Below are 18,322 nucleotides of genomic sequence, written 5' to 3'. Positions count from 1 at the left end.
TGGCTGCTGTCGCTGTACATCGCCGTCGCCGACGAGACCGGCGCGCCGCGTGAGAAACTCACCGGCACCACGCAGAACGACATCATCAAGGAATATCTGTCGCGCGGCACCTATGTGTTCCCGCCCGGCCCGTCCATGCGTCTGATCAAGGACACGATCCTGTTCACGACGAAGGAAATGCCGAAATGGAATCCGATGAATGTGTGCTCGTATCACCTGCAGGAGGCAGGTGCGACGCCCGTTCAGGAGCTGGCCTACGCACTCGCGACTGCGATCGCAATCCTCGACATGGTCAAGGCATCGGGCGAAGTTGCGGACGGCGAGATGGGCGACGTCGTCGGCCGCATCTCGTTCTTCGTCAATGCCGGCATGCGCTTCATCACCGAGATCTGCAAGATGCGCGCATTCGTCGACATGTGGGACGAAATCACCGCGCAGCGCTATGGCGTCAGCGATCCGAAGCAACGGCTGTTTCGCTACGGCGTGCAGGTCAATTCGCTTGGCCTCACAGAGCAGCAACCCGAGAACAACGTCTATCGCATCTTCCTCGAGATGCTTGCGGTCACGCTGTCGAAAAAGGCGCGCGCCCGCGCGGTGCAATTGCCCGCATGGAACGAGGCGCTTGGCCTGCCGCGTCCGTTTGACCAGCAATGGTCCCTGCGCGCACAGCAGATTCTCGCCTATGAATCGGACCTTCTCGAATACGGCGACATCTTCGATGGATCGACCGAGATCCAGAAGAAGGTCGACGCGCTGATCCGCGCGGCGAAGGAAGAACTCGCCACCATCGAGCGGCTGGGCGGCGCGGTTGCCGCGGTCGAGATGGGCTACATGAAGCAGCAGCTGGTCGAGAGCAACACAAAGCGGCTGGAATCGATCGAGGCCGGCGACAGCGTGGTGGTCGGCGTCAACAAATTCACCGAGAGCGAGCCCTCTCCCCTCACCGGTGGCGTCGATGCGATCCTCACCGTCCCGCCTGAGGTTGAGCAGGAACAGATCGCGCGACTGAACGCCTGGCGCGCATCGCGTGACGCCAGGGCTGTGCAGACTGCGTTGACCGATCTACGCCGCGCGGCAAGGGACGGCAGCAATGTCATGCCGGCTTCCATCGCCTGCGCGAAGGCAGGCGTTACCACCGGCGAGTGGGGCGCGGTCTTCCGCGAGGTCTTCGGAGAATATCGCGCGCCGACCGGTGTTCCGAAGGCAGCGCGACAGGTCGGCGGCGATCAGCTCGAGCCGGTCCGCGCCGAGGTGGAGCGGATATCGCACAAGCTCGGACGCCGCATGAAATTCCTGGTCGGCAAGCCCGGTCTCGATGGCCATTCCAACGGCGCCGAACAGATCGCAGTCCGCGCGCGCGACGTCGGCATGGACGTGATCTACGCAGGCATCCGTTTCACACCGGCCGAACTGGTCAAGGCCGCGAAGGACGAAGGCGTGGATGTCGTCGGACTGTCCATCCTTTCGGGCAGCCACGTGCCGCTGGTTCGCGACGTAGTCGATCGCATGCGCGCGGAAGGTTTGAACGACGTGCCTGTCGTGGTCGGTGGCATCGTGCCGCCCGAGGACGAAGCGACGCTGAAAAAGGCCGGCGTCGCGGCCGTCTACACGCCGAAGGATTTCCAGATCAACCAGATCATGTCGGATGTGGTGCGGATCGTGGAGAAGGCCGGCAAGCCGGTGAAGGTCGCCTAGCCAGGAATTGATCTCAGTGCTTGGGCCAGCGCGGCAGGGCTGACGGGCTTCACGAGATAACCGGTCATGCCGGCGTCACCGCCACGCTTCCGATCATCGTCAGACGAGAAGGCTGAAACTCCGATAATCGGAAGCGTGGCGGCATCACCGGGCAACGCGCGGATGCGTCGCGTAGCCTCGAAACCGTCCATGCCGGGCAAGGTGACATCCATCAGCACGAGGTCGTAGCCGCCTTGTGCAACGCTGCTCACCGCAGCTTCGCCCGACTGAGCAAAATCCACTTTGTGTCCAAGCTCGGTCAGGATCGTGTTCAGCACCACGCGCCCGAACGGATTGTCTTCCGTGCACAGGATGCGCAGCGGCCGTGCGGGTGCCGCTTCCTGTACCGCGGACGCGCGTGTTTGAGTGAGGGCCGCTGCCGCCTTGTCGACAAGCATCGTGAGCGTGAAGGTCGAGCCCTCGCCCTTCTTGCTGATGGCGGTGAGATCGCCGCCCATCACATTGGCGAGACGCTTCACCAGCGCAAGGCCAAGGCCGGTGCCGCCATATCGTAACGAGACGTCGCGGCTCGCCTGCGTGAAGGGGCGAAACAACCTAGCGATCTCTGCCCTGGTCAGACCGATACCGCTGTCGCTCACCGCAAAACGCAACAGCACGCGCCCGCGCGGCGCTGACCCGGACGAAACATCAAAACGGACACGGCCGCGTGCGGTGAACTTCACGGCGTTGTCGACGAGATTTTCCAGCGCTGCGCGCAGCCTCACCGGATCGCCGATGACATCGGTGGGAAGATCGCCGGCGATCCCGACTTCCGCTATCAGGCCGCTCGCGCCGGCGCGCGCCGTCAGCGATGCAGCGACCGCGTCGGCAAGCGCGCGGGGCGAGAAAGCATCGCGGCGAATCGTCAGCCCGGCATGGTCGGCCTTCACGGCGTCGAGCACCAGCGACGTCAATTGCGCGAGATGATCGGCCGCGCCACGGATGGACTTCGCCCAGCCGCGTTCGCGTTCGGGCAGATCGGATGTGATGAGGAGATCGGACAGGGCGAGCACACCCGTCAGCGGCGTACGGATATCGTGGGCGAGCGCGGCCAACGCTGTTTCGACCTCGCGCCGCGATGACGACGTGCCACGCTTGCGCACCCGCGCCGACTTGCGCGCGCGCTTGACGGTTTTGCGCTTTGGTTTGCCTCGCCCCATGATTCGGCCGAAAGTCTCGCATGACGGCACCGGGCCGGCCATTCACGGTTCTGGCAGGCCCACCATCGTGCGGATATCGGCAGGCGTCGCGCCCTCACCCCGCAAGGCTCGCAGCGCCGTCGCCTGTGTGGATTTCGAAAGCTTGCGGCCCGCCGCGTCGAGAACGAGCCGATGGTGCCGATAGACCGGAACGGGGAACCCGAGCAGGGATTGCAGCAGCCGGTGCACCGACGTCGACCAGAACAGGTCCTGCCCGCGAACGATATGCGTCACCCCCTGCAGCGCATCGTCCACGACCACGGAGAGGTGATAACTGGTCGGTACGTCTTTACGCGCAAGGATGATATCGCCCCAGTCCTGCGGACGCGCGGCGATTTCGCCGGTCTCTCCGTCCGGCCCGCGCCCTGTCTCGCTCCACATCGGATGTCCGGCGCGCGCGATCGCTGCCGCCATGTCGAGCCGTAGCGCGTAGGGCTCTCCCGCGTTGATCCGCGTTCGGCGTTCGGTCTCGCCGATCGCATCGCGCCCGCCCGGATAGATCGGCGCGCCATCCGGATCGCGCGGCCAGCCGTCGCCGCGCGCCGTCACCAGTTCTGCGATCTCGCCGCGGCTCTCGAAGCTGGCATAGACGAGATCCAGCGCCTGCAGTTTCGCAAGTGCGTCGCGATACGCATCGAAATGTTCCGATTGCCGCCGCACCGGCTTTTCCCAGGCGATGCCGAGCCAGGCGAGATCGTCGTAGATGGCCTGCTCGTATTCGGGCTTGCAGCGGGTGCGGTCGATGTCCTCGATGCGCAGCAGCAGACGGCCGCCCGCCTTGCGCGCGAGATCGGCATTCAGCAGCGCGGACAGCGCATGGCCAAGATGCAGATAGCCGTTGGGTGATGGCGCGAAGCGGAAAACGGGTGGACTCATTGCAAGCCATGCACTCGTTTCCCTCTCCCCTTGAGGGAGAGGGTTGGTGGCGAGCATCGAAGATGCGAGCCGGGTGAGGGGTATCTTTCCGCGCACAATGCTGCAAGAACCCCTCGCCCGCCTTCTCTCAAGGGAGAAGGTTACGGAGTGCGCCACGTCGTCATGATCCAGTTCCTCCACACCCAGGCCGACCTCGCCGCAGCGCTCGAACGGCTCGTGCAGGCCGATCCGCGTCTTGCGCCCGTGCTGGACAAGGCGGGCGAGCCGGCCCTTCGCCGCGGGGAGCCTGGGTTTCCGGGCATCGCGCGGATCATTTGCGGCCAGCAATTATCGACCGCGAGCGCGAGCGCAATCTGGGGCAGGCTGCAGACGGCGTTCGATCCCTTCCATCACGATGCCCTGCGCCGCGCGCGCGCAGACCGGCTCGCGCGGCTCGGATTGTCCGCCGCAAAGATCAAATCGATCAAGGCGATCGCGAACGCTATCGCCAAGGGCGAGCTCGACCTCGACCATGTCGGCCGGAGCGAAGCGGACGTCGCCCATGCCGCATTGATCGCCATGCATGGCATCGGGCCCTGGACCGCCGATATCTATCTCCTGTTCTGTCTCGGTCATGCCGATGCCTGGCCGGCTGGAGACCTCGCTTTGCAGGAATCGGCGCGCATCGCGCTCGGACTGCAGGCGCGGCCGAGCGCGAAGGAATTGACGCTTATCGCCGATGCATGGCGGCCGTGGCGCGGCGTGGCTGCGCATCTGCTATGGGGCTATTATCATGTCGTGAAACGGCGCGAAGGCGTCGCCGTTGAAGCGAAACCGATCAAACCGAAGGCCGTAAAACCGGCCGTTCTGAAAGTGGCAAGGAAGGCAAAGCGCAATGGCCGGACCAAACGTCCCGGTGCTGTCGGGACCAAGTCTTGAACCAACGTCCGGCAACGCCAAGCGTCTCGTGGTGTTTCTCCATGGCTACGGCGCCGACGGCAACGACCTGATTGACATCGGACGCGCGTGGCAGCCCCTGCTTCCCGATACCGCGTTCGTGTCGCCGCACGCGCCCGAACCCTGCGGACAGGCTCCTGTCGGCCGCCAATGGTTCGGCCTGACATTCCGCGATCCGGATGAACGCTGGCGCGGCGTCAACCAGGCGGCGCCCGCCTTGCAAGCCTTTCTCGATTCCGAATTACAGCGCCGGCAATTGCCGCCCTCCGCGCTCGCTCTGGTCGGCTTCAGCCAGGGCACCATGATGTCGCTGCATGTTGGACTTCGACGTCCGGTGCCGCCGGCCGGGATCGTCGGCTATTCGGGCATGTTCATCATGCCGGGTGACGGGCCGCCCGAAACGGTCAAAAGCGAAATCGTTTCGCGCCCGCCGGTGCTGCTGGTGCATGGCGATCGCGATGAGCTGATCCCGGTGCAGGCGCTGTTCCATTCCTCGTCGGCGCTGTCGGAGCTCGAAGTCCCAACGGAATGGCACATTTCGCAAGGCGTCGGGCACGGCATCGACCAGGAGGGCCTTCGCCATGGCGGCGAATTCCTGGCGCGGCGATTCGGATTGTGACGGATATTTTTCCTGTTCCCGCGGAGGACCCGAGGCTCGTGCGCGCATTGCGGTAAGCCTTGGGCCTGCCTTCACATTCCCGTCACGCTGCCGTATACATTAGGAGACTCGATCGCGGTGCTTGAAAGGAGCGCCATCGCTTGAACGTCCACGCTTCGCCCGCTGGATTTCCGGCTCTGGTCCTGAACGCCGACTTCCGGCCGCTGAGTTACTACCCGCTATCGCTCTGGTCCTGGCAGGACGCGATAAAAGCGGTGTTCCTCGAACGCGTGAACATCGTCGCAAATTACGATCGTGCAGTACGATCGCCGAGCTTCGAGATGAAGCTCCCGAGCGTGGTGTCGCTCAAGACATTCGTCAAACCTTCGACGCATCCGGCCTTCACGCGCTTCAACGTTTTCCTGCGCGACCGCTTTGCGTGCCAGTATTGCGGGGCGAATGACGACCTCACCTTCGATCATCTGATCCCGCGTTCGCGCGGCGGTCTCACCACCTGGAACAATGTGGTCGCGGCCTGCTCGCCCTGCAATCTGCGCAAGGGCAGCAAGACCATGGCGGAAGCCAGCATGTATCCCTCGCAGTTGCCGTTCCAGCCGACCGTGCAGCATCTGCATCGCAACGGGCGCCTGTTCCCGCCGAACTATCTGCACGAAAGCTGGATGGACTATCTCTACTGGGATACGGAGCTCGAGCCGTAAGGCTTTCGACAACGTCCGTCAGCGCAACATCGATCAGACAACGCGCTCTTCAAGCGGCAAGGTCTGCCATGCGCGCCATGCGCCCCATGCCGCGATCAGCGACAGCACGAGCGAGATGATAGCGTTGTAGCCCGCGAGCGAAATGCCGAGAAAGCTCCACGGGATCTCGTCACAGCGCACGACGCGGATGGTCTTCAGCGACTCGAGAAGCCCGCCGGCGGTGCCAAGATCGCCCAGCCCGCCCGAGCAGTCCCTTGGGCCTTCCCAGAATTTCCATTCGACACCGGCATGGTAGCCGCCAAGCCCGGCGTTCCAGAGCATGGCGAGGGCGATGACGACGAGCGCGGCGGTCAGCACCTTGCGCGAGGCGCCATAGGAGACACCGAGCAGCACCAGCACCGCGAGCGGGATCGAGAAGTAATAGGCGTAGCGCTGCTCGAGGCAGAGCGGGCACGGCGGCAGCCGCATCACAAGTTGGAAAAACCAGGCGCCAAGGATCGTCGCCAGTCCGAGGATGGCGACCGTCCCCGCTGCGAGCCGGACCGGCTCATTGCGCTTCATATGGTCCAAGGTGGCCGCAAGATCGTTCATTCCGGGTCCCGGCGAGGCGTTCGGATTGTCCGCATTCACGGGAAAGCGTCGCGTCCGTCAAGACACAGACCTGCGAGTAAATGTGACCATCTCGCACAGGGTCGCAAGATGCCCCCTGAATGCGCTTGATCGGCCGGATCGATCCCCTTATGTCTGCCGCCGGGCGGGTTTCACCCTCCCCGCGCCCGATCGGCGTCTTGTCGCGGCGTTGCCCCTGTGGCGGAACTGGTAGACGCGCCTGACTCAAAATCAGGTGGCCGCAAGGTCGTGCTGGTTCGATTCCGGCCAGGGGCACCAAACTAACTCTCGCGAAGGTTCGAAAACGCCCGTTAAGGCCACGGAGACAAGCCTATCCACTGCGCAGTTCGGCGCCCCGGGGCAAGGTCTTGCCTGCCGTCGGAGCAAACCGAACCTGTGTGCTGAATTCGAGGTGAAAACCCGACGGCCTGAAATCCGCCGTCGCTGTTCCGGCCATATCACTTACCAGCGCGGTCACGAGCCTGGTGCCGAAGCCCCGACGCTGCGGAGCCGAGACCGTTGGCCCCCCGATCTCATCCCAGGTGAAGTGAACTGTATCGCCGCGTTTTTGCCAGGTCAGATTGACTCGTCCATTCGCACTCGAAAGCGCACCGTACTTAAAGGCGTTCGTCGTCAGCTCATGGACTATCAAGGAAACATTTCGCGCAACACGCGGGGGTACGGTTATGTCCGGCCCGCTGTAGTGCACGCGATCAAAGGACTTGAGCTTGATATCCAGCAACTGATTCAAACGAACGTGCAGATCGCCGCTCGTAGCGACAAGGTCGTCCGCAGAGGTCAGCGCGCGTATGCGTGCAACGATTGCATCGGAAGCCTCCGGATCCTTCGACAGCGATTGCCTCAAAATTGATTCCAGCACCGCTGCCGTATTCTTGTTCCGGTGCGCAAGCTCATCCCTCGCGAGTTTGAAGCCAGCGGTGGCGGAATTGGCGATGTGTGCCACCCAAATGACGATGGCGGACGATGCCGCAAAGGCTATCAAGTTAACGATGTGCTCGAAGGGGGGCAGCGCGAATTCATATCGCGGTGGCACGAAAGCCCACCATGCGTAGCCCATCGATGCGACGGTGGCTAAAATTCCTGCTCGCGTCCCGGCATACAACGCTGCGATCAGCACCGCCGGATAGAAGGTCGAGAAGTAGAGGGTGCCCCCGAAATAGGTAATCAGGGTGCGCAGCAAAGCAGCCAACCCGACGCACACCAACGCAAAGGTGTAGCTTGAGCGATCCTTTTTGAATAAGCGCCGCCCCATGCGACAGGGACTCCACGAGATCGCCCACTATAAGCGCATGACCGAAACTTGCCGCTGAATTTGTGAGAAGGTTTACGAACTCTCAAGGCTGAGAGCGGACCGGGACCGGATCAGCCCCAGGCTGGGGCGACGCCGGCTCGTAAAACTGCGCAATATTGCAACAAATTCAATGAGATCAGCTCCGGCCGATGTCACTGTCCCCGATGTCGCCACGCGGTCGCACAGCAAAGGCCAGAACGACGCCAGCATGCTTACCCACACTCCGTCGTGACGCGCTCAATTGCCCGAACCGCCGCGATCCGATTGAAAGAATGGACGCCAACGGTTCCGCGCGGATGGGCTAGAATCGACAATGCAGCGACGCGTCGCCTCGCCTAAGAACAATCGCCAGCGACGACCTGAATCAGTTCAAACCATACTGACGGCCCTCCTGCCTTCGCTGCCGTTCAATCGCGTACCATTGTGGGCAGGAATTGTGGGCTGCCGCAACTCATCGTGCGGCGGGTCCCGCGATTGACGCGGAACCGGACCGTCAATAGCCTTTCCATGCACGCAAGCCCGCAATCAAGCCGGGCGGCCAATGGGAGGACAGCATGCTCAAATCGGCTTTGGCATTTTTAATTCTTGCAGCTTTCGCGTTGATGGCACCCGCTCATGCGCAATTGACCGACGCGCAAAAGATGGAGCGCAACAAGAAGAACGTGGTTGAATTCTACAACGCGGTTCTCAACGAGAAAAATTACGACAAGGCCGCAACCTATGTCGGCGCGACCTACATCCAGCACAATCCGGTTGGCGCCGACGGACTCGATGGCATCAAGGGCTTCATCAATTTCCTGCGCGACAAGTTTCCGAACAACAAGAGCGAGATCAAGCGCGTGTTCGCGGAGGGCAATTACGTAATCGTGCATGTCCATGCGGTGCGCGAACCCGGCCAGCGCGGCAACGCGATCTTCGATCTGTTCCGGCTCGACGACAACGGCAAGGTGCTGGAACACTGGGACGCCGTGCAGCCGATCCCGGACCCCGCGAACGCCCTCAACAAGAACGGAATGTTCTGAACTTCCGGATTGACGGGTCTGGCGCGGTGCGAACGCGCGCCAGATTCGCATTGACGCTTCATATACGGTCCGAAGCGGTCCGACGAAGAGGGCTTCTACTTGGTTCACGCTCGTGAACAACAATACGCTCGACTATTGCTATTCCGAAGCCGGTGCATCGGCGCGCACGACCTGCGCGGCTGATGCGCGAGAGGAAGTAGCTCAGTTCTTCGCCTCCAGGAAGAACGTCTCCATCAGCCCCGCGCCCTTGATCTCGACGGCACCCCGCGGAATGAGTTTGAACAGGCCGGCGACACGGTCGGCGACTGCCTTGGAGACATGCACCCGGCCAGGCACCCCGTGCGACTCCATCCGACTCGCGATGTTCACGGTCGTACCCCAGATGTCGTAGGCGAACTTGCGCTCGCCGATCACGCCGGCAATCGCGGGCCCGGTGTGAATGCCGACGCGAAGCTGGATCCCCGCGTCCATCTCCTTGCGGATCGCCTCGAAGGTATCGAGCATCGTCAGCGACAGGCGCGCGGCGATCTCGGCATGGTTCTCACACGGCTCTGGAATGCCGACGGCGACCATGTAGCCGTCGCCGATGGTCTTGATCTTCTCGGCGCCGAATTGATCGACGAGCCGGTCGAAGGCCGAGAAGATGCGGTTCAGCACGCTAACGACCTCGGCTGGCGTCATCTTGCCGGTGAACGGCGTGAAATTCACGATGTCCGCAAACACGATCGTGGCTTCGGGAATGTGATCCGCCACCATTCCGGCGCCGTCGTTGATGCGATCCACCACGGCACGCGGGAGGATCGACAACAGCAGGCTTTCGTTGCGCTCCTTGGCGATGCGGATCTCCTCCATCATCGCGCGCTCACGGTCGCGCAGCAGCTTGTTTTCCAGCGACGAGCGGATACGCGCGCGCAACAGCGCCGGTGCGAACGGCTTCGGCAGATAGTCGACCGCGCCCGCCTCGATGCAGCGCACGATCGATTCCATCTCGTCGAGAGCCGAGATCATGATGACCGGAATGTCCACGGTCTTGCTGTCATGTTTCAGCTTGCTCAGCACTTCGTAGCCGCTCATCTCCGGCATGAGCACATCGAGCAATATGAGGTCGAAGGACCGCTCGGCCAGCAGCGCAAGCCCTTCGCGTCCCGACGCGATGGTTTCGACTGCATGCCCGTCGCGGGCAAGCTGCCGCGCCAGAAGGTCGCGGTTTGACGCGTTGTCGTCGATCACAAGGATATGGCCGGCGATCGATTGATGGCTCACGGCCGGCTGCGCCCCGCGCAGAGCATCGAGGACACGCGACGCGTCCGCATAGGATGGCTCCGAGCGATCGAGCGAGGCTTCGCCCGAAAATGCCACCAGCGCATCGATCCGCTCGAGCATGCCGTCGGCGGCGGCTAGCAGCTTCTCGAGGTCCGGCAGCAGCGAAGCGTGGCCGCCATCGCGCGCGTCCTCAACGATCATCTCGCCATAGCCCTTCACGGCGTTGATCGGTGTGCGCAGATCGTGACGCAGCTTGGCGCGATAGGCGTCAATGTCGTCGACATCGCCCCCCTGACGCAGCACGTTGTCGAGCAGCGTCTGCAGGCTGAGGCCTGCACTCTTGATCCGGTCGAGATCGGCGCGATAGTCGGCGAGGCCGGCCTGCTCGGCGTCTTCGATCACGATGTCGGCGAAGCCGACGATCGCGGCGGCAGGCGCCACGAATTCCTGACGTAGATGCGCAAGCAGCGCGTTGTGCAGACGCTCGCTATCCGCGCGGTCGGTCATTTCGGCAGGAGGGCGTTGATCTTGCCGAGGAGACGCGGCAGCTCGATCGGCTTGGTATCGAAGTCATCGCAACCGGCCTGCAGGGCCTGCTCGCGGTCGGACTCCATTGCATGCGCGGTCAGCGCGATCACCGGTATCGACTTGGTCGACTCGTCGCCCTTGATGGTGCGGGTTGCTTCCCAGCCGTCCATCACCGGCAGGCTCATGTCCATCAGGATGATGTCGGGCCGCTCGCTCTTGGCCATGTCGACGCCCTCCTGACCGTTCACGGCCATGACGACTTCGAAATTGTTTCGCAAGAGCCTCCGAGACAGCATGTCCCGGTTCATTTCATTGTCTTCGACGAGCAGAATTTTCGGCATTACTGACATTCCATCAAGATTGTTGTTTATCCCGCCACCTTTTCCGCAGGCCGCCGCGCGATCGCGGCAAGCGCCGAGCCAAGCGAGGACAGCGGCTGCGCGCCTTTGGTCAGAACCAGCAGCGTGCGTTCGTTCACGACGCGTCGTTCGGCCTCGGTCAGATCCTTGGCAGTCAGAACCACGATCGGCACCTGCGCCAGCGCCGGCACATTCTTGACCTGCTCAAGGAACGTGAAGCCGTCCATCACCGGCATCATCAGGTCGAGCAGGACCAGCGCCGGGGCCGGATTGTTCTTCAACCAGTCGAGCGCCGCCTGACCGTTTTCGGCCTCGACCGTCTTCAGGCCCGCCTTCTCGACCGTGCTCCGCACCACCGCGCGCACATCGGACGAGTCGTCGACCACCAGCACCACGGCTTCACGCGACGCGGAAGCGAAGCGACGCAGCAACTCGACCAGCCGGTTACGGTCCACCGGCTTCGTCATGTATTCCGACGCGCCGAGCGAGTAACCCATCGTGCGCTCGTCGACGATGGTCAGCATGATGACGGGTATCGAGGCCAGTGCCGGATCGGACTTGAGCTTTCCGAGAACACTCCAGCCGTCGAGCTTCGGCATCATCACATCGAGGGTAATGACATCGGGCTTCTCCGCGCTCGCCAGTTCGAGCGCCTGCGCGCCATCATAGGCATGCAGCAGCCGGTAGCCCTCTTTCGCGATGGTCGCGCGCAAGACGTCATGCACGGTCGGATCGTCATCGACGATCAGCACGCTCTTGCCGGTGAGATCGCCGGCGGCCGGCGTGGCACCGGAGACGGCGCGCGGCGCGGCTTCGTCCTTGCCGCCATCCGGAAGCGTGATGGTGAAGGTCGAGCCCTTGCCGGGGACGCTGGTCACGGACACGTCGCCGCCGAGCATCGTGCAGAAATGCTTGGTGATGGTGAGCCCGAGGCCGGTGCCGCCATAGTTCCGCGTGGTGGATGTGTCCGCCTGCGTGAAGGCCTGGAACAGGCGCCCGATCTGCTCCTCGGTCATGCCAATGCCGGAATCGGCGACGGCGAACGTGAACACCCTACGGCCCTGTTCGATCTTGCGCGCAACCGTCAGCCTGATCACGCCGCCCTTTGTGAACTTGGCGGCGTTGCTGAGAAGATTGATCAGGCTCTGCTTGAGCTTCACCAGATCGACATGCATCGCACCGATATCGGCGGGCGCTTCAATCTCGAGGCGATTGCCGTTCTTGTCGATCAGCGGCGTGACCAGAACGCGCACCTCGGCGAGCAGCCGGTTGAGATCGACATTCTCGAGGTGCAGGTCCATACGGCCTGCCTCGATCTTCGACAGATCGAGAATGTCGTTGATCAGACCGAGCAGGTGTTTGCCGGCGGTTTCGATCTTGATGAGATCGGCCTCGCTCGCGCTGTCGCCGCGATCCAGCGCATCCTCACGCAGGATCTCGCTGTAGCCGATGATCGCGTTGAGCGGCGTGCGCAGCTCATGGCTCATATTGGCCAGAAACGCGGACTTGGTGCGCGAGGCCGCTTCCGCCTGATGGCGGGCATCCTCCGCTTCCTCGCGCGCCTGCCGGATGTCGCGCGCATTCTCCCGGAACACGACCAGCGCCCGGCTCATGTCGCCGAGTTCGTCCTTGCCGACCGGCGGCAGCGGCGCGTCCAGTTGCCCGCTCGCGACTGCGAGCATCGAATTCGTCACCTGCTGCAGGCGCGCGACCACGTAGCGCTGTACGAAGAACCATACGACGATCACCGCGACCACGAGGCTGAGCAGCGAGATGCCGATCAGCCAGAAGCGGGTATTGTCGAGCGCCTGCTTGGTCGCGGCAGATGTGTTCGCCGCCGTGGTTTCGACCTGAGAAACCAGCGCCGAAATCAGCGCCTGCATGTCTTCGGTCGCTTTTTCGAGGCCGCTCTGCGCGCGCTCAGCCGCTTCGCGCTGATCCAGGTCGGACTTTCGGAGCGCGAACACGCCTCCCGCGCCGGTGCCGAGCGCCAGCACCGAGCGCGCGAGCTTCGCGATCGTCGCGCCCTCGGCCTGATCGAAGCTGGCGTCTTTCAAAAGATAATCCAGTCCGCCTTCAAAACGGCCGCGGATCTCGTCGAATTGCTTCTGGCCCTCTGCGACCTGTTTCTGGGACGCGGCGGTCGCACCGCGATACAGAACGCCGACGGATCTGTAGGTATCGCCCCGCAGGCCGTTGATCACGAGTTGCAGCTGGTCGTTCTGCCGCGGCAGCAGCAACAGACGCTCGGCCAGTTCGGCGCTGTCGCGCGTCAGCCGGCCGATCGCGTTGTCGAGCGCGGAATCGACCGAGATCCTCTCGCGCACTGTGCTGTCGAGCTGGCCGATCCGGCCGTCGATCTGCGCGATCAGCGCTTGCAGCTTCTCGATCGCCGCGGTGTCGTTGGTGGCGTCGCGCAGCCGGGACAGCGCCGACCAGAGCTGGCCGATCCGTTCGGTCGCGTCGTTCATCCGCCCGAAGCGCTGCACCTCGGTATTCGCACCGGCAAGCTGCGCGCCGGCGGCGGCGATGGCGCGCGCATTAGTTTCCACCGCAAGCGCAAACTTGACCTCGGGGAGGCTCTCGTCGGTCAGCCTGCCCATCGCCGTTTCGATCCGGCTGAACTGGAGGACAGCGACCAGCGCAGCAATGGCAGTCAATGCGGCGATGACGATGAACGCGACGAAGAGCTTCGCGGCGATGGTCCGCCGCCAGGCACGCCGTGTGCTCCCGATTATTGGTTGATCGATACTCGCCATTTCAGGAGCCGTCCCCACCGCCGTGCGCGCACCGCTCATAGCTGATTGCACCCTCCAAGTCTAAACGCTCCAGCCGAAGCCCCCAAGATAAGCGGCCGAGGTTAAGCGCTTCGGTGTAAGCTGCCTCCAATTTGGAGATTTAAGCCATGAACGAAGACGCCCTGAATTCGTCGATTCGTAAATTCCTCAAGGAAGTCGGCGTCACCTCGCAGCGCGAAATCGAGAAGGCGGTGCGGGATGCGGTGGCGAGCGGAAAGGTCCGCGGCGGCGCCCCGCTGGCGGCGCGCATGGTCCTGACCATCGAGCCGCTCGGGCTCACCCATGAGGTCGATGGCACCATCAGGATCGAGTAGCGCGAGCCTGCGGGCCGGCTCCCCCAGCGCCCGCTCGTGACGCTCCCATCAGGACGCCTCGGCGGCCGCATTCCGGCGTCCGAACGCCGCCTCCATTTCGCGCCGCACCCGGACCGCCAGGTCGGACGCGTCGTAGTCAACATCGCTCCACCGCAGCGTCTCGCCTTCGGCGATGGCGCGCTTGACCCGGACCTGGTGCGCAAGCCCGAGCGGCAGAAAGCCCGCATCGAGTGATGCCTGCGCAGGCGCCTGCTTGCCCCAGACGCAAAAACCGCCCTCCCCGTCCAGCATCTCGCCGGCTTCCAGATCGCGCTTCGCCGTCGCCACCACATCGGAGTGAAAGCCGACGGGCGTGCCGGTCGGCTCACCGCGCAACGCGACCGACGCAACGGAAATGCCGAGTTCAAGCCCGATCATGTGGGTCGGCCGATACAGCGCGGCGTAGCGCCCGCTCCTGTCCGGCATCAGGTGATATTCGCGGAAGCAGCGGCGCGCATATTCGCTCTCGCCTTCGAACACGACGAAGGTGCCCATCGCGAGATGATGCGGGATGTCGCGCTCCTCGCGATCGACCGAGGATACGACCTCGGTGACGCCGGCCATCTCGAGCGCACCGCCTTCCGCCTTCGGCTTGCAGATATCGGCAAGCTCGAAACGGCTGGCTGGCGGGAAGCCGAGACCGTTGGTCTGCGGCAGGAGACCCGTGGCGTTGCACACCGCGGTCATCTCGATGCCGGACTTGGTGCCGTCGATGAAGGAGTTGAACATCTTCGGATTGATCGACTTGCGATCGTCAATCTTCAGATACTTGTCGAGGATCTCCCACACCGTATCCGGGTTGGAGCGATGATAGGTCGGGTGATAGCGCGTGCCCTTGCCGGCCGAGATCACCTTGAAGCCCGCGGCGCGCGCCCAATCGACCTGCTCGCAAATCAGCGCCGGCTGATCGCCCCAGGCGAGGCTGTAGACGACGCCGGCCGCGCGCGCCTTGCGCGCAAGCAGCGGACCCGCCAGCGCGTCGGCTTCGACATTGACCATGACGATGTGCTTGCCGTGTTCGATCGCCTTGAGCGCGAAACGAATGCCGGTCTTCGGATCGCCGGTCGCCTCGACGATCACGTCGATTTCGGGACCCGCGACCAGCGCATCAGCATCGTCGGTGACGAAGGTGGTGCGGGTCTTCAGCGCATCGCCGAGGGAACCCGCGGAATATTGCGCCGCGTCCCATCCGGCAGACGCCAGCTGGCTTTTCGCGCGCGCAACATCGAGATCGGCGAGGCCGACGAGATGCATGCCCGTGGTTCGCCGAACCTGCGTGAGAAACATGGTGCCGAACTTGCCGGCTCCGATCAGTCCGATGCGGATCGGCCGCCCGGCGACTTCGCGCTCCCTCAGCTTGGCGAAGAGATTCATGGAAGCGTTTCCTGATCCTGTCGTGCCGGCGCCTGTACGCAGGCATCGCCGTTCTTTTCAGGTCAGGTAGCAAGCCGCGGATGGCCGGGGCAAGTCCGGTCACGAGCTGCGGCTAACGAAGCGTCAGCTCACTGGCACGCGGCCTTGATCACCACCGTTTCGGTGCGGCACTCGCTGGCGTCGCGCTGGAGAAGCGCGCGCGCGGAACACTTGCGCGTCGTGGTGATGTCCGCGCTCTTGCCAGTGGCAAAGCCTTTGCCCTTGCAGATGACTTCGGCGGCGGCCTGACAATCGGGAGACCCGTTGGCCGCCGGTTCGCACACCTGCCGGCCTTCGATCACCCGGGTATTGGCGAGATTCTTGAGCGCGTCCGCGGCCTCCTTCTGGGCGGCGGCGGCCTCTTTCGCAGCTTTCTCGGTACGCTGGTTCAGCTCGCGCCAGCGCGCGTTATTTTCCTCGATACTCTGCTTCCAGCGCGCGTTGGATTGATCGACGCTTTCCTTGAGCCTGGCGTTCGTCTCCTCCGTGCTTGCCTTCAGCTTCGCATTCGTTTCTGCGACGCTTGAGCGCCACTTGGCGTTGGTTTCCTCGACCCAGCGGCCGATCGCATCCAGAAAGCCCTCGGGCTTTCGCTGCGGCAGCAGTTGCGGAGGCGCGGGCTGTTGAGGATCCGGAACCGGCTGAACCTGAGGGTCGACTTGCTGGGCTGCCGGTGGCGCGGCGATTCCGGGCGCGGGTTGCGGTTGCGGAGCCTGCGCGAAACCCGGATGTGGCACGAGCCACGCCGCGGCACAGAGAGCCGCCCATCCGCAAAGAACCGGAAGAGAGAATGGTCGTTCGACCGATACACGTCTGGCCATCGCGCGATCCAAGCTTTCCCCAAATCTCGGATGCAAATGTGTCAGCAGGGTAACACACCGCCAATGCGTCGCCGAACGCGCTTCTGGAATGCTTGGGTGGCAAAAATGAGGAATCACCGGCCTCAGAGCACGTACACCGCAGCGACAATCCCGACCACGATCAGCACTGCCGCGAGCGTGGCCCACAAAGTGAGCCTTTCCTCGATGATGGTTCGGGCGCGATCGCCATAGCGGTGCAGGATCAGCGCCAGAATGAAGAAGCGTGCGCCACGGGTGATGATGGAAAACAGGATAAACAGGAAGATGTTATAGCCCGCAAAGCCGGAAGTGATGGTCACCAGCTTGTAGGGAATCGGCGTCAAACCCTTCAGCAGGATGATCACCGCACCCCACTTCGCGTAATATTCTTTGAACGCATCGACCTCGGAGCCAAGGCCGTAGGCCGAGATCACCCATTGCCCGACCGAGTCGAAGAGCAGCGCGCCGATCGCGTAGCCCAGGAGGCCGCCCAGGACCGAGGTCCAGGTGCACAGGAAGGCATAGGAATAGGCCTTTTCCGGCCGCGCCAGCGACATCGGGATCAGCATGGCGTCCGGCGGGATCGGAAAGACCGAACTTTCCAGGAACGAGACCGTCCCCATGATCCACTTCGCGGCCGGGCGATAGGCCGCCGCGACGCACCAGTCATACATCCGGCGGAGCATGCTGTTCCTGTCGATGAAGCCGCCGCCGATGTCGAATATGTCCGACTTCGGCCACTATCGAGGCGGCGGGAGGGGCCGGATCAATAGCTGGAACGGCGCCGCTTGGGAATGCGACGGCTTTCCGTTGCCAGGACTTTTCGCCGCTCGGGTGCTGCGGCAGCTGGCGCAGCGGCCTCGACCGGCAAATCTTTCGGGGGCTTTTCTGCGATCCCGAGCAATCGTTCTCGGCGATCCATCTCGGCCCACACATCTTGCGGGCGGATGTCGGATTCAGCCCACAGCACCACGAGGTGGTAGAGGAGGTCCGCGCTCTCGCGTATCGCGGCCTCGCGATTGCCGCGCATGACGTCGACCACGACCTCGACCGCCTCCTCCGCCATCTTCTTGGCGATCTTGGCGCGCCCGGACCGCATCAGCCGCGCGGTACGCGACGACAGAGGATCGCCCTTCTGCAGGGCGACGACCGATTTGTGCAGCCGCTCGAGCGAATCACTCATGTCACTACGATACCTTCAAACGCATTCATTAACCGTTAACGATTTGTGATCGAAGCGAAAATCGCGTTCAAGACAAAACGCCGCGCCGGGCCGAAAAAGAAGACCCGGCGCGGGTCACCCCGGCCGGGCTGGTAGTCTGAACGTCCGGCTTTGGCCCGCCGGTTTACTAGTCGCGCCGCAGGGCTTGTCGCCCGCCGCGATGTTTCGTCACCAGTGGCGATAGCCTCCGTAATACGGATACGGCTGATAGCCGTAGCCGTAGGGCGCGTAATACGCGCGCTCCTGCGCCTTGCGATACTCGCGCGCGGCCGCGTAGGTCGCGATGCCGCCGACGATTGCCGCGAAAGCAGCGGCTGCAGCGGCGTTGCCGTTGCCGCGGTAATAGCGCTGGCGAGCGCTGAACTCGGTTGCCTGCGCGGTCGTCGCGGTCTGAGCCGTGTTCTGCGACGTGCCTGCGGCGAAGGAAGGCACCGCGCCGACGGTGCTCAGTGCAAGCGTCGCGGCGGTCAGGCCGGCAATCGCTTTGGTGCGCGTCTTGGTCATTGGCGTAATCCCCGTTGTGACTCCAGCAAGGCGAGTCC

The 18,322-nt window shown here is 63.4% G+C and carries 18 protein-coding genes and 1 tRNA gene; 7 read left to right on the top strand and 12 right to left on the bottom strand.

Features of this window, described 5'->3' with window-relative positions:
* Nucleotides 1-1,695, top strand: a 1,695-nt coding sequence (locus tag VNZ93_RS07090; RefSeq protein ID WP_325702107.1) for a methylmalonyl-CoA mutase family protein, incomplete at its 5' end; no start/stop codon positions are given.
* Here the strand turns inward: VNZ93_RS07090 and VNZ93_RS07085 are convergent.
* Nucleotides 1,692-2,894 carry an ATP-binding protein gene (locus tag VNZ93_RS07085; protein WP_325702105.1) on the bottom strand — a complete coding sequence of 401 codons (1,203 nt, stop codon included), beginning with the start codon at nt 2,892-2,894 and terminating at the stop codon, nt 1,692-1,694. The genes VNZ93_RS07090 and VNZ93_RS07085 overlap by 4 nt on opposite strands.
* A gap of 42 nt (nt 2,895-2,936) precedes the next feature.
* On the bottom strand, nt 2,937-3,809 hold the full coding sequence (gluQRS, locus tag VNZ93_RS07080; protein ID WP_325702103.1) for a tRNA glutamyl-Q(34) synthetase GluQRS: 873 nt from the start codon (nt 3,807-3,809) through the stop codon (nt 2,937-2,939).
* Between the two features lie 162 nt (nt 3,810-3,971).
* Between gluQRS and VNZ93_RS07075 the strand changes: the two genes are divergently transcribed.
* The 3 genes from VNZ93_RS07075 to VNZ93_RS07065 all read left to right on the top strand — a co-directional run bounded on the left by VNZ93_RS07075 (nt 3,972) and on the right by VNZ93_RS07065 (nt 6,062).
* Nucleotides 3,972-4,727, top strand: coding sequence for a DNA-3-methyladenine glycosylase 2 family protein (locus VNZ93_RS07075; RefSeq protein WP_325702110.1), 756 nt, complete (start codon nt 3,972-3,974; stop codon nt 4,725-4,727).
* Nucleotides 4,684-5,364, top strand: a complete 681-nt coding sequence (locus tag VNZ93_RS07070) for an alpha/beta hydrolase (protein ID WP_325702100.1) — start codon at nt 4,684-4,686, stop codon at nt 5,362-5,364. Before VNZ93_RS07075 ends, VNZ93_RS07070 begins: the two co-directional genes overlap by 44 nt.
* 140 nt (nt 5,365-5,504) lie before the next feature.
* Nucleotides 5,505-6,062, top strand: coding sequence for an HNH endonuclease (locus tag VNZ93_RS07065; protein ID WP_325702097.1), 558 nt, complete (start codon nt 5,505-5,507; stop codon nt 6,060-6,062).
* A gap of 33 nt (nt 6,063-6,095) precedes the next feature.
* Here the strand turns inward: VNZ93_RS07065 and VNZ93_RS07060 are convergent, their stop codons facing one another.
* A complete protein-coding gene (locus tag VNZ93_RS07060; protein WP_325702094.1) occupies nt 6,096-6,653 on the bottom strand; it encodes a disulfide bond formation protein B in 558 nt (185 codons plus the stop codon).
* Nucleotides 6,654-6,863: 210 nt separating this feature from the next.
* Here VNZ93_RS07060 and VNZ93_RS07055 point away from each other — a divergent pair.
* Nucleotides 6,864-6,950: transfer RNA gene (locus VNZ93_RS07055), tRNA-Leu, on the top strand.
* 52 nt (nt 6,951-7,002) lie between these two features.
* On the opposite strand, the gene VNZ93_RS07050 is transcribed toward VNZ93_RS07055, so the two are convergent.
* A complete protein-coding gene (locus tag VNZ93_RS07050) occupies nt 7,003-7,944 on the bottom strand; it encodes an HWE histidine kinase domain-containing protein (RefSeq protein ID WP_325702091.1) in 942 nt (313 codons plus the stop codon).
* Between the two features lie 593 nt (nt 7,945-8,537).
* Between VNZ93_RS07050 and VNZ93_RS07045 the strand changes: the two genes are divergently transcribed.
* On the top strand, nt 8,538-9,005 hold the full coding sequence (locus VNZ93_RS07045; protein WP_325702088.1) for a nuclear transport factor 2 family protein: 468 nt from the start codon (nt 8,538-8,540) through the stop codon (nt 9,003-9,005).
* 201 nt (nt 9,006-9,206) lie between these two features.
* Here the strand turns inward: VNZ93_RS07045 and VNZ93_RS07040 are convergent, their stop codons facing one another.
* The 3 genes from VNZ93_RS07040 to VNZ93_RS07030 are packed head-to-tail and all read right to left on the bottom strand — an operon-like array spanning nt 9,207 to nt 13,914.
* Nucleotides 9,207-10,775: an adenylate/guanylate cyclase domain-containing protein gene (locus VNZ93_RS07040; RefSeq protein ID WP_325702085.1), complete on the bottom strand. Its 1,569-nt coding sequence runs from the start codon at nt 10,773-10,775 to the stop codon at nt 9,207-9,209.
* The gene (locus tag VNZ93_RS07035) at nt 10,772-11,137 is read right to left on the bottom strand and encodes a response regulator (RefSeq protein ID WP_325702082.1); all 366 of its coding nucleotides are present in this window, start codon (nt 11,135-11,137) and stop codon (nt 10,772-10,774) included. Before VNZ93_RS07035 ends, VNZ93_RS07040 begins: the two co-directional genes overlap by 4 nt.
* A gap of 26 nt (nt 11,138-11,163) precedes the next feature.
* Nucleotides 11,164-13,914 (bottom strand): response regulator, encoded by a 2,751-nt coding sequence (locus VNZ93_RS07030; protein ID WP_325702079.1) that lies wholly within the window; start codon nt 13,912-13,914, stop codon nt 11,164-11,166.
* Between the two features lie 146 nt (nt 13,915-14,060).
* On the opposite strand from VNZ93_RS07030, the gene VNZ93_RS07025 reads away from it, so the two are divergent.
* Entirely contained in the window at nt 14,061-14,267 is a 207-nt protein-coding gene (locus VNZ93_RS07025; protein ID WP_325702076.1) for a DUF6494 family protein, read from the top strand.
* Nucleotides 14,268-14,315: 48 nt separating this feature from the next.
* On the opposite strand, the gene VNZ93_RS07020 is transcribed toward VNZ93_RS07025, so the two are convergent.
* The 5 genes from VNZ93_RS07020 to VNZ93_RS07000 form a co-directional block, all read right to left on the bottom strand.
* Entirely contained in the window at nt 14,316-15,680 is a 1,365-nt protein-coding gene (locus VNZ93_RS07020; protein WP_325702073.1) for an NAD(P)H-dependent oxidoreductase, read from the bottom strand.
* A gap of 128 nt (nt 15,681-15,808) precedes the next feature.
* Nucleotides 15,809-16,540 carry a hypothetical protein gene (locus VNZ93_RS07015; protein WP_325702070.1) on the bottom strand — a complete coding sequence of 244 codons (732 nt, stop codon included), beginning with the start codon at nt 16,538-16,540 and terminating at the stop codon, nt 15,809-15,811.
* 122 nt (nt 16,541-16,662) lie between these two features.
* Entirely contained in the window at nt 16,663-17,244 is a 582-nt protein-coding gene (locus VNZ93_RS07010) for a YqaA family protein (protein WP_325702067.1), read from the bottom strand.
* 80 nt (nt 17,245-17,324) lie between these two features.
* Nucleotides 17,325-17,741, bottom strand: coding sequence for a phosphoribosyl-ATP diphosphatase (gene hisE, locus VNZ93_RS07005; protein WP_325702064.1), 417 nt, complete (start codon nt 17,739-17,741; stop codon nt 17,325-17,327).
* A 207-nt stretch (nt 17,742-17,948) separates the two neighbouring features.
* Nucleotides 17,949-18,284 (bottom strand): hypothetical protein, encoded by a 336-nt coding sequence (locus VNZ93_RS07000; protein ID WP_325702062.1) that lies wholly within the window; start codon nt 18,282-18,284, stop codon nt 17,949-17,951.
* Between the last annotated feature and the right edge of the window lie 38 nt (nt 18,285-18,322).

This window comes from Pseudorhodoplanes sp. (genome assembly GCF_035565795.1).
Taxonomy (GTDB): Bacteria; Pseudomonadota; Alphaproteobacteria; order Rhizobiales; family Xanthobacteraceae; genus Pseudorhodoplanes.
This window is presented reverse-complemented; position numbering and strand designations above follow the sequence as displayed.

What these genes read in the sequence shown, in the direction of transcription:
- VNZ93_RS07075 (WP_325702110.1), top strand. Translation starts at nt 3,972, where the DNA reads ATGATCCAGTTCCTCCACACCCAGGCCGACCTCGCCGCAGCGCTCGAA.
- VNZ93_RS07025 (WP_325702076.1), top strand. Translation starts at nt 14,061, where the DNA reads ATGAACGAAGACGCCCTGAATTCGTCGATTCGTAAATTCCTCAAGGAA.
- VNZ93_RS07020 (WP_325702073.1), bottom strand. Translation starts at nt 15,680, where the DNA reads ATGAATCTCTTCGCCAAGCTGAGGGAGCGCGAAGTCGCCGGGCGGCCG.
- VNZ93_RS07000 (WP_325702062.1), bottom strand. Translation starts at nt 18,284, where the DNA reads ATGACCAAGACGCGCACCAAAGCGATTGCCGGCCTGACCGCCGCGACG.
- VNZ93_RS07045 (WP_325702088.1), top strand. Translation starts at nt 8,538, where the DNA reads ATGCTCAAATCGGCTTTGGCATTTTTAATTCTTGCAGCTTTCGCGTTG.
- VNZ93_RS07030 (WP_325702079.1), bottom strand. Translation starts at nt 13,914, where the DNA reads ATGGCGAGTATCGATCAACCAATAATCGGGAGCACACGGCGTGCCTGG.
- VNZ93_RS07035 (WP_325702082.1), bottom strand. Translation starts at nt 11,137, where the DNA reads ATGCCGAAAATTCTGCTCGTCGAAGACAATGAAATGAACCGGGACATG.
- VNZ93_RS07010 (WP_325702067.1), bottom strand. Translation starts at nt 17,244, where the DNA reads ATGCTCCGCCGGATGTATGACTGGTGCGTCGCGGCGGCCTATCGCCCG.
- VNZ93_RS07015 (WP_325702070.1), bottom strand. Translation starts at nt 16,540, where the DNA reads ATGGCCAGACGTGTATCGGTCGAACGACCATTCTCTCTTCCGGTTCTT.
- VNZ93_RS07085 (WP_325702105.1), bottom strand. Translation starts at nt 2,894, where the DNA reads ATGGGGCGAGGCAAACCAAAGCGCAAAACCGTCAAGCGCGCGCGCAAG.
- VNZ93_RS07050 (WP_325702091.1), bottom strand. Translation starts at nt 7,944, where the DNA reads ATGGGGCGGCGCTTATTCAAAAAGGATCGCTCAAGCTACACCTTTGCG.
- VNZ93_RS07070 (WP_325702100.1), top strand. Translation starts at nt 4,684, where the DNA reads ATGGCCGGACCAAACGTCCCGGTGCTGTCGGGACCAAGTCTTGAACCA.
- gluQRS (WP_325702103.1), bottom strand. Translation starts at nt 3,809, where the DNA reads ATGAGTCCACCCGTTTTCCGCTTCGCGCCATCACCCAACGGCTATCTG.
- VNZ93_RS07060 (WP_325702094.1), bottom strand. Translation starts at nt 6,653, where the DNA reads ATGAACGATCTTGCGGCCACCTTGGACCATATGAAGCGCAATGAGCCG.
- VNZ93_RS07040 (WP_325702085.1), bottom strand. Translation starts at nt 10,775, where the DNA reads ATGACCGACCGCGCGGATAGCGAGCGTCTGCACAACGCGCTGCTTGCG.
- hisE (WP_325702064.1), bottom strand. Translation starts at nt 17,741, where the DNA reads ATGAGTGATTCGCTCGAGCGGCTGCACAAATCGGTCGTCGCCCTGCAG.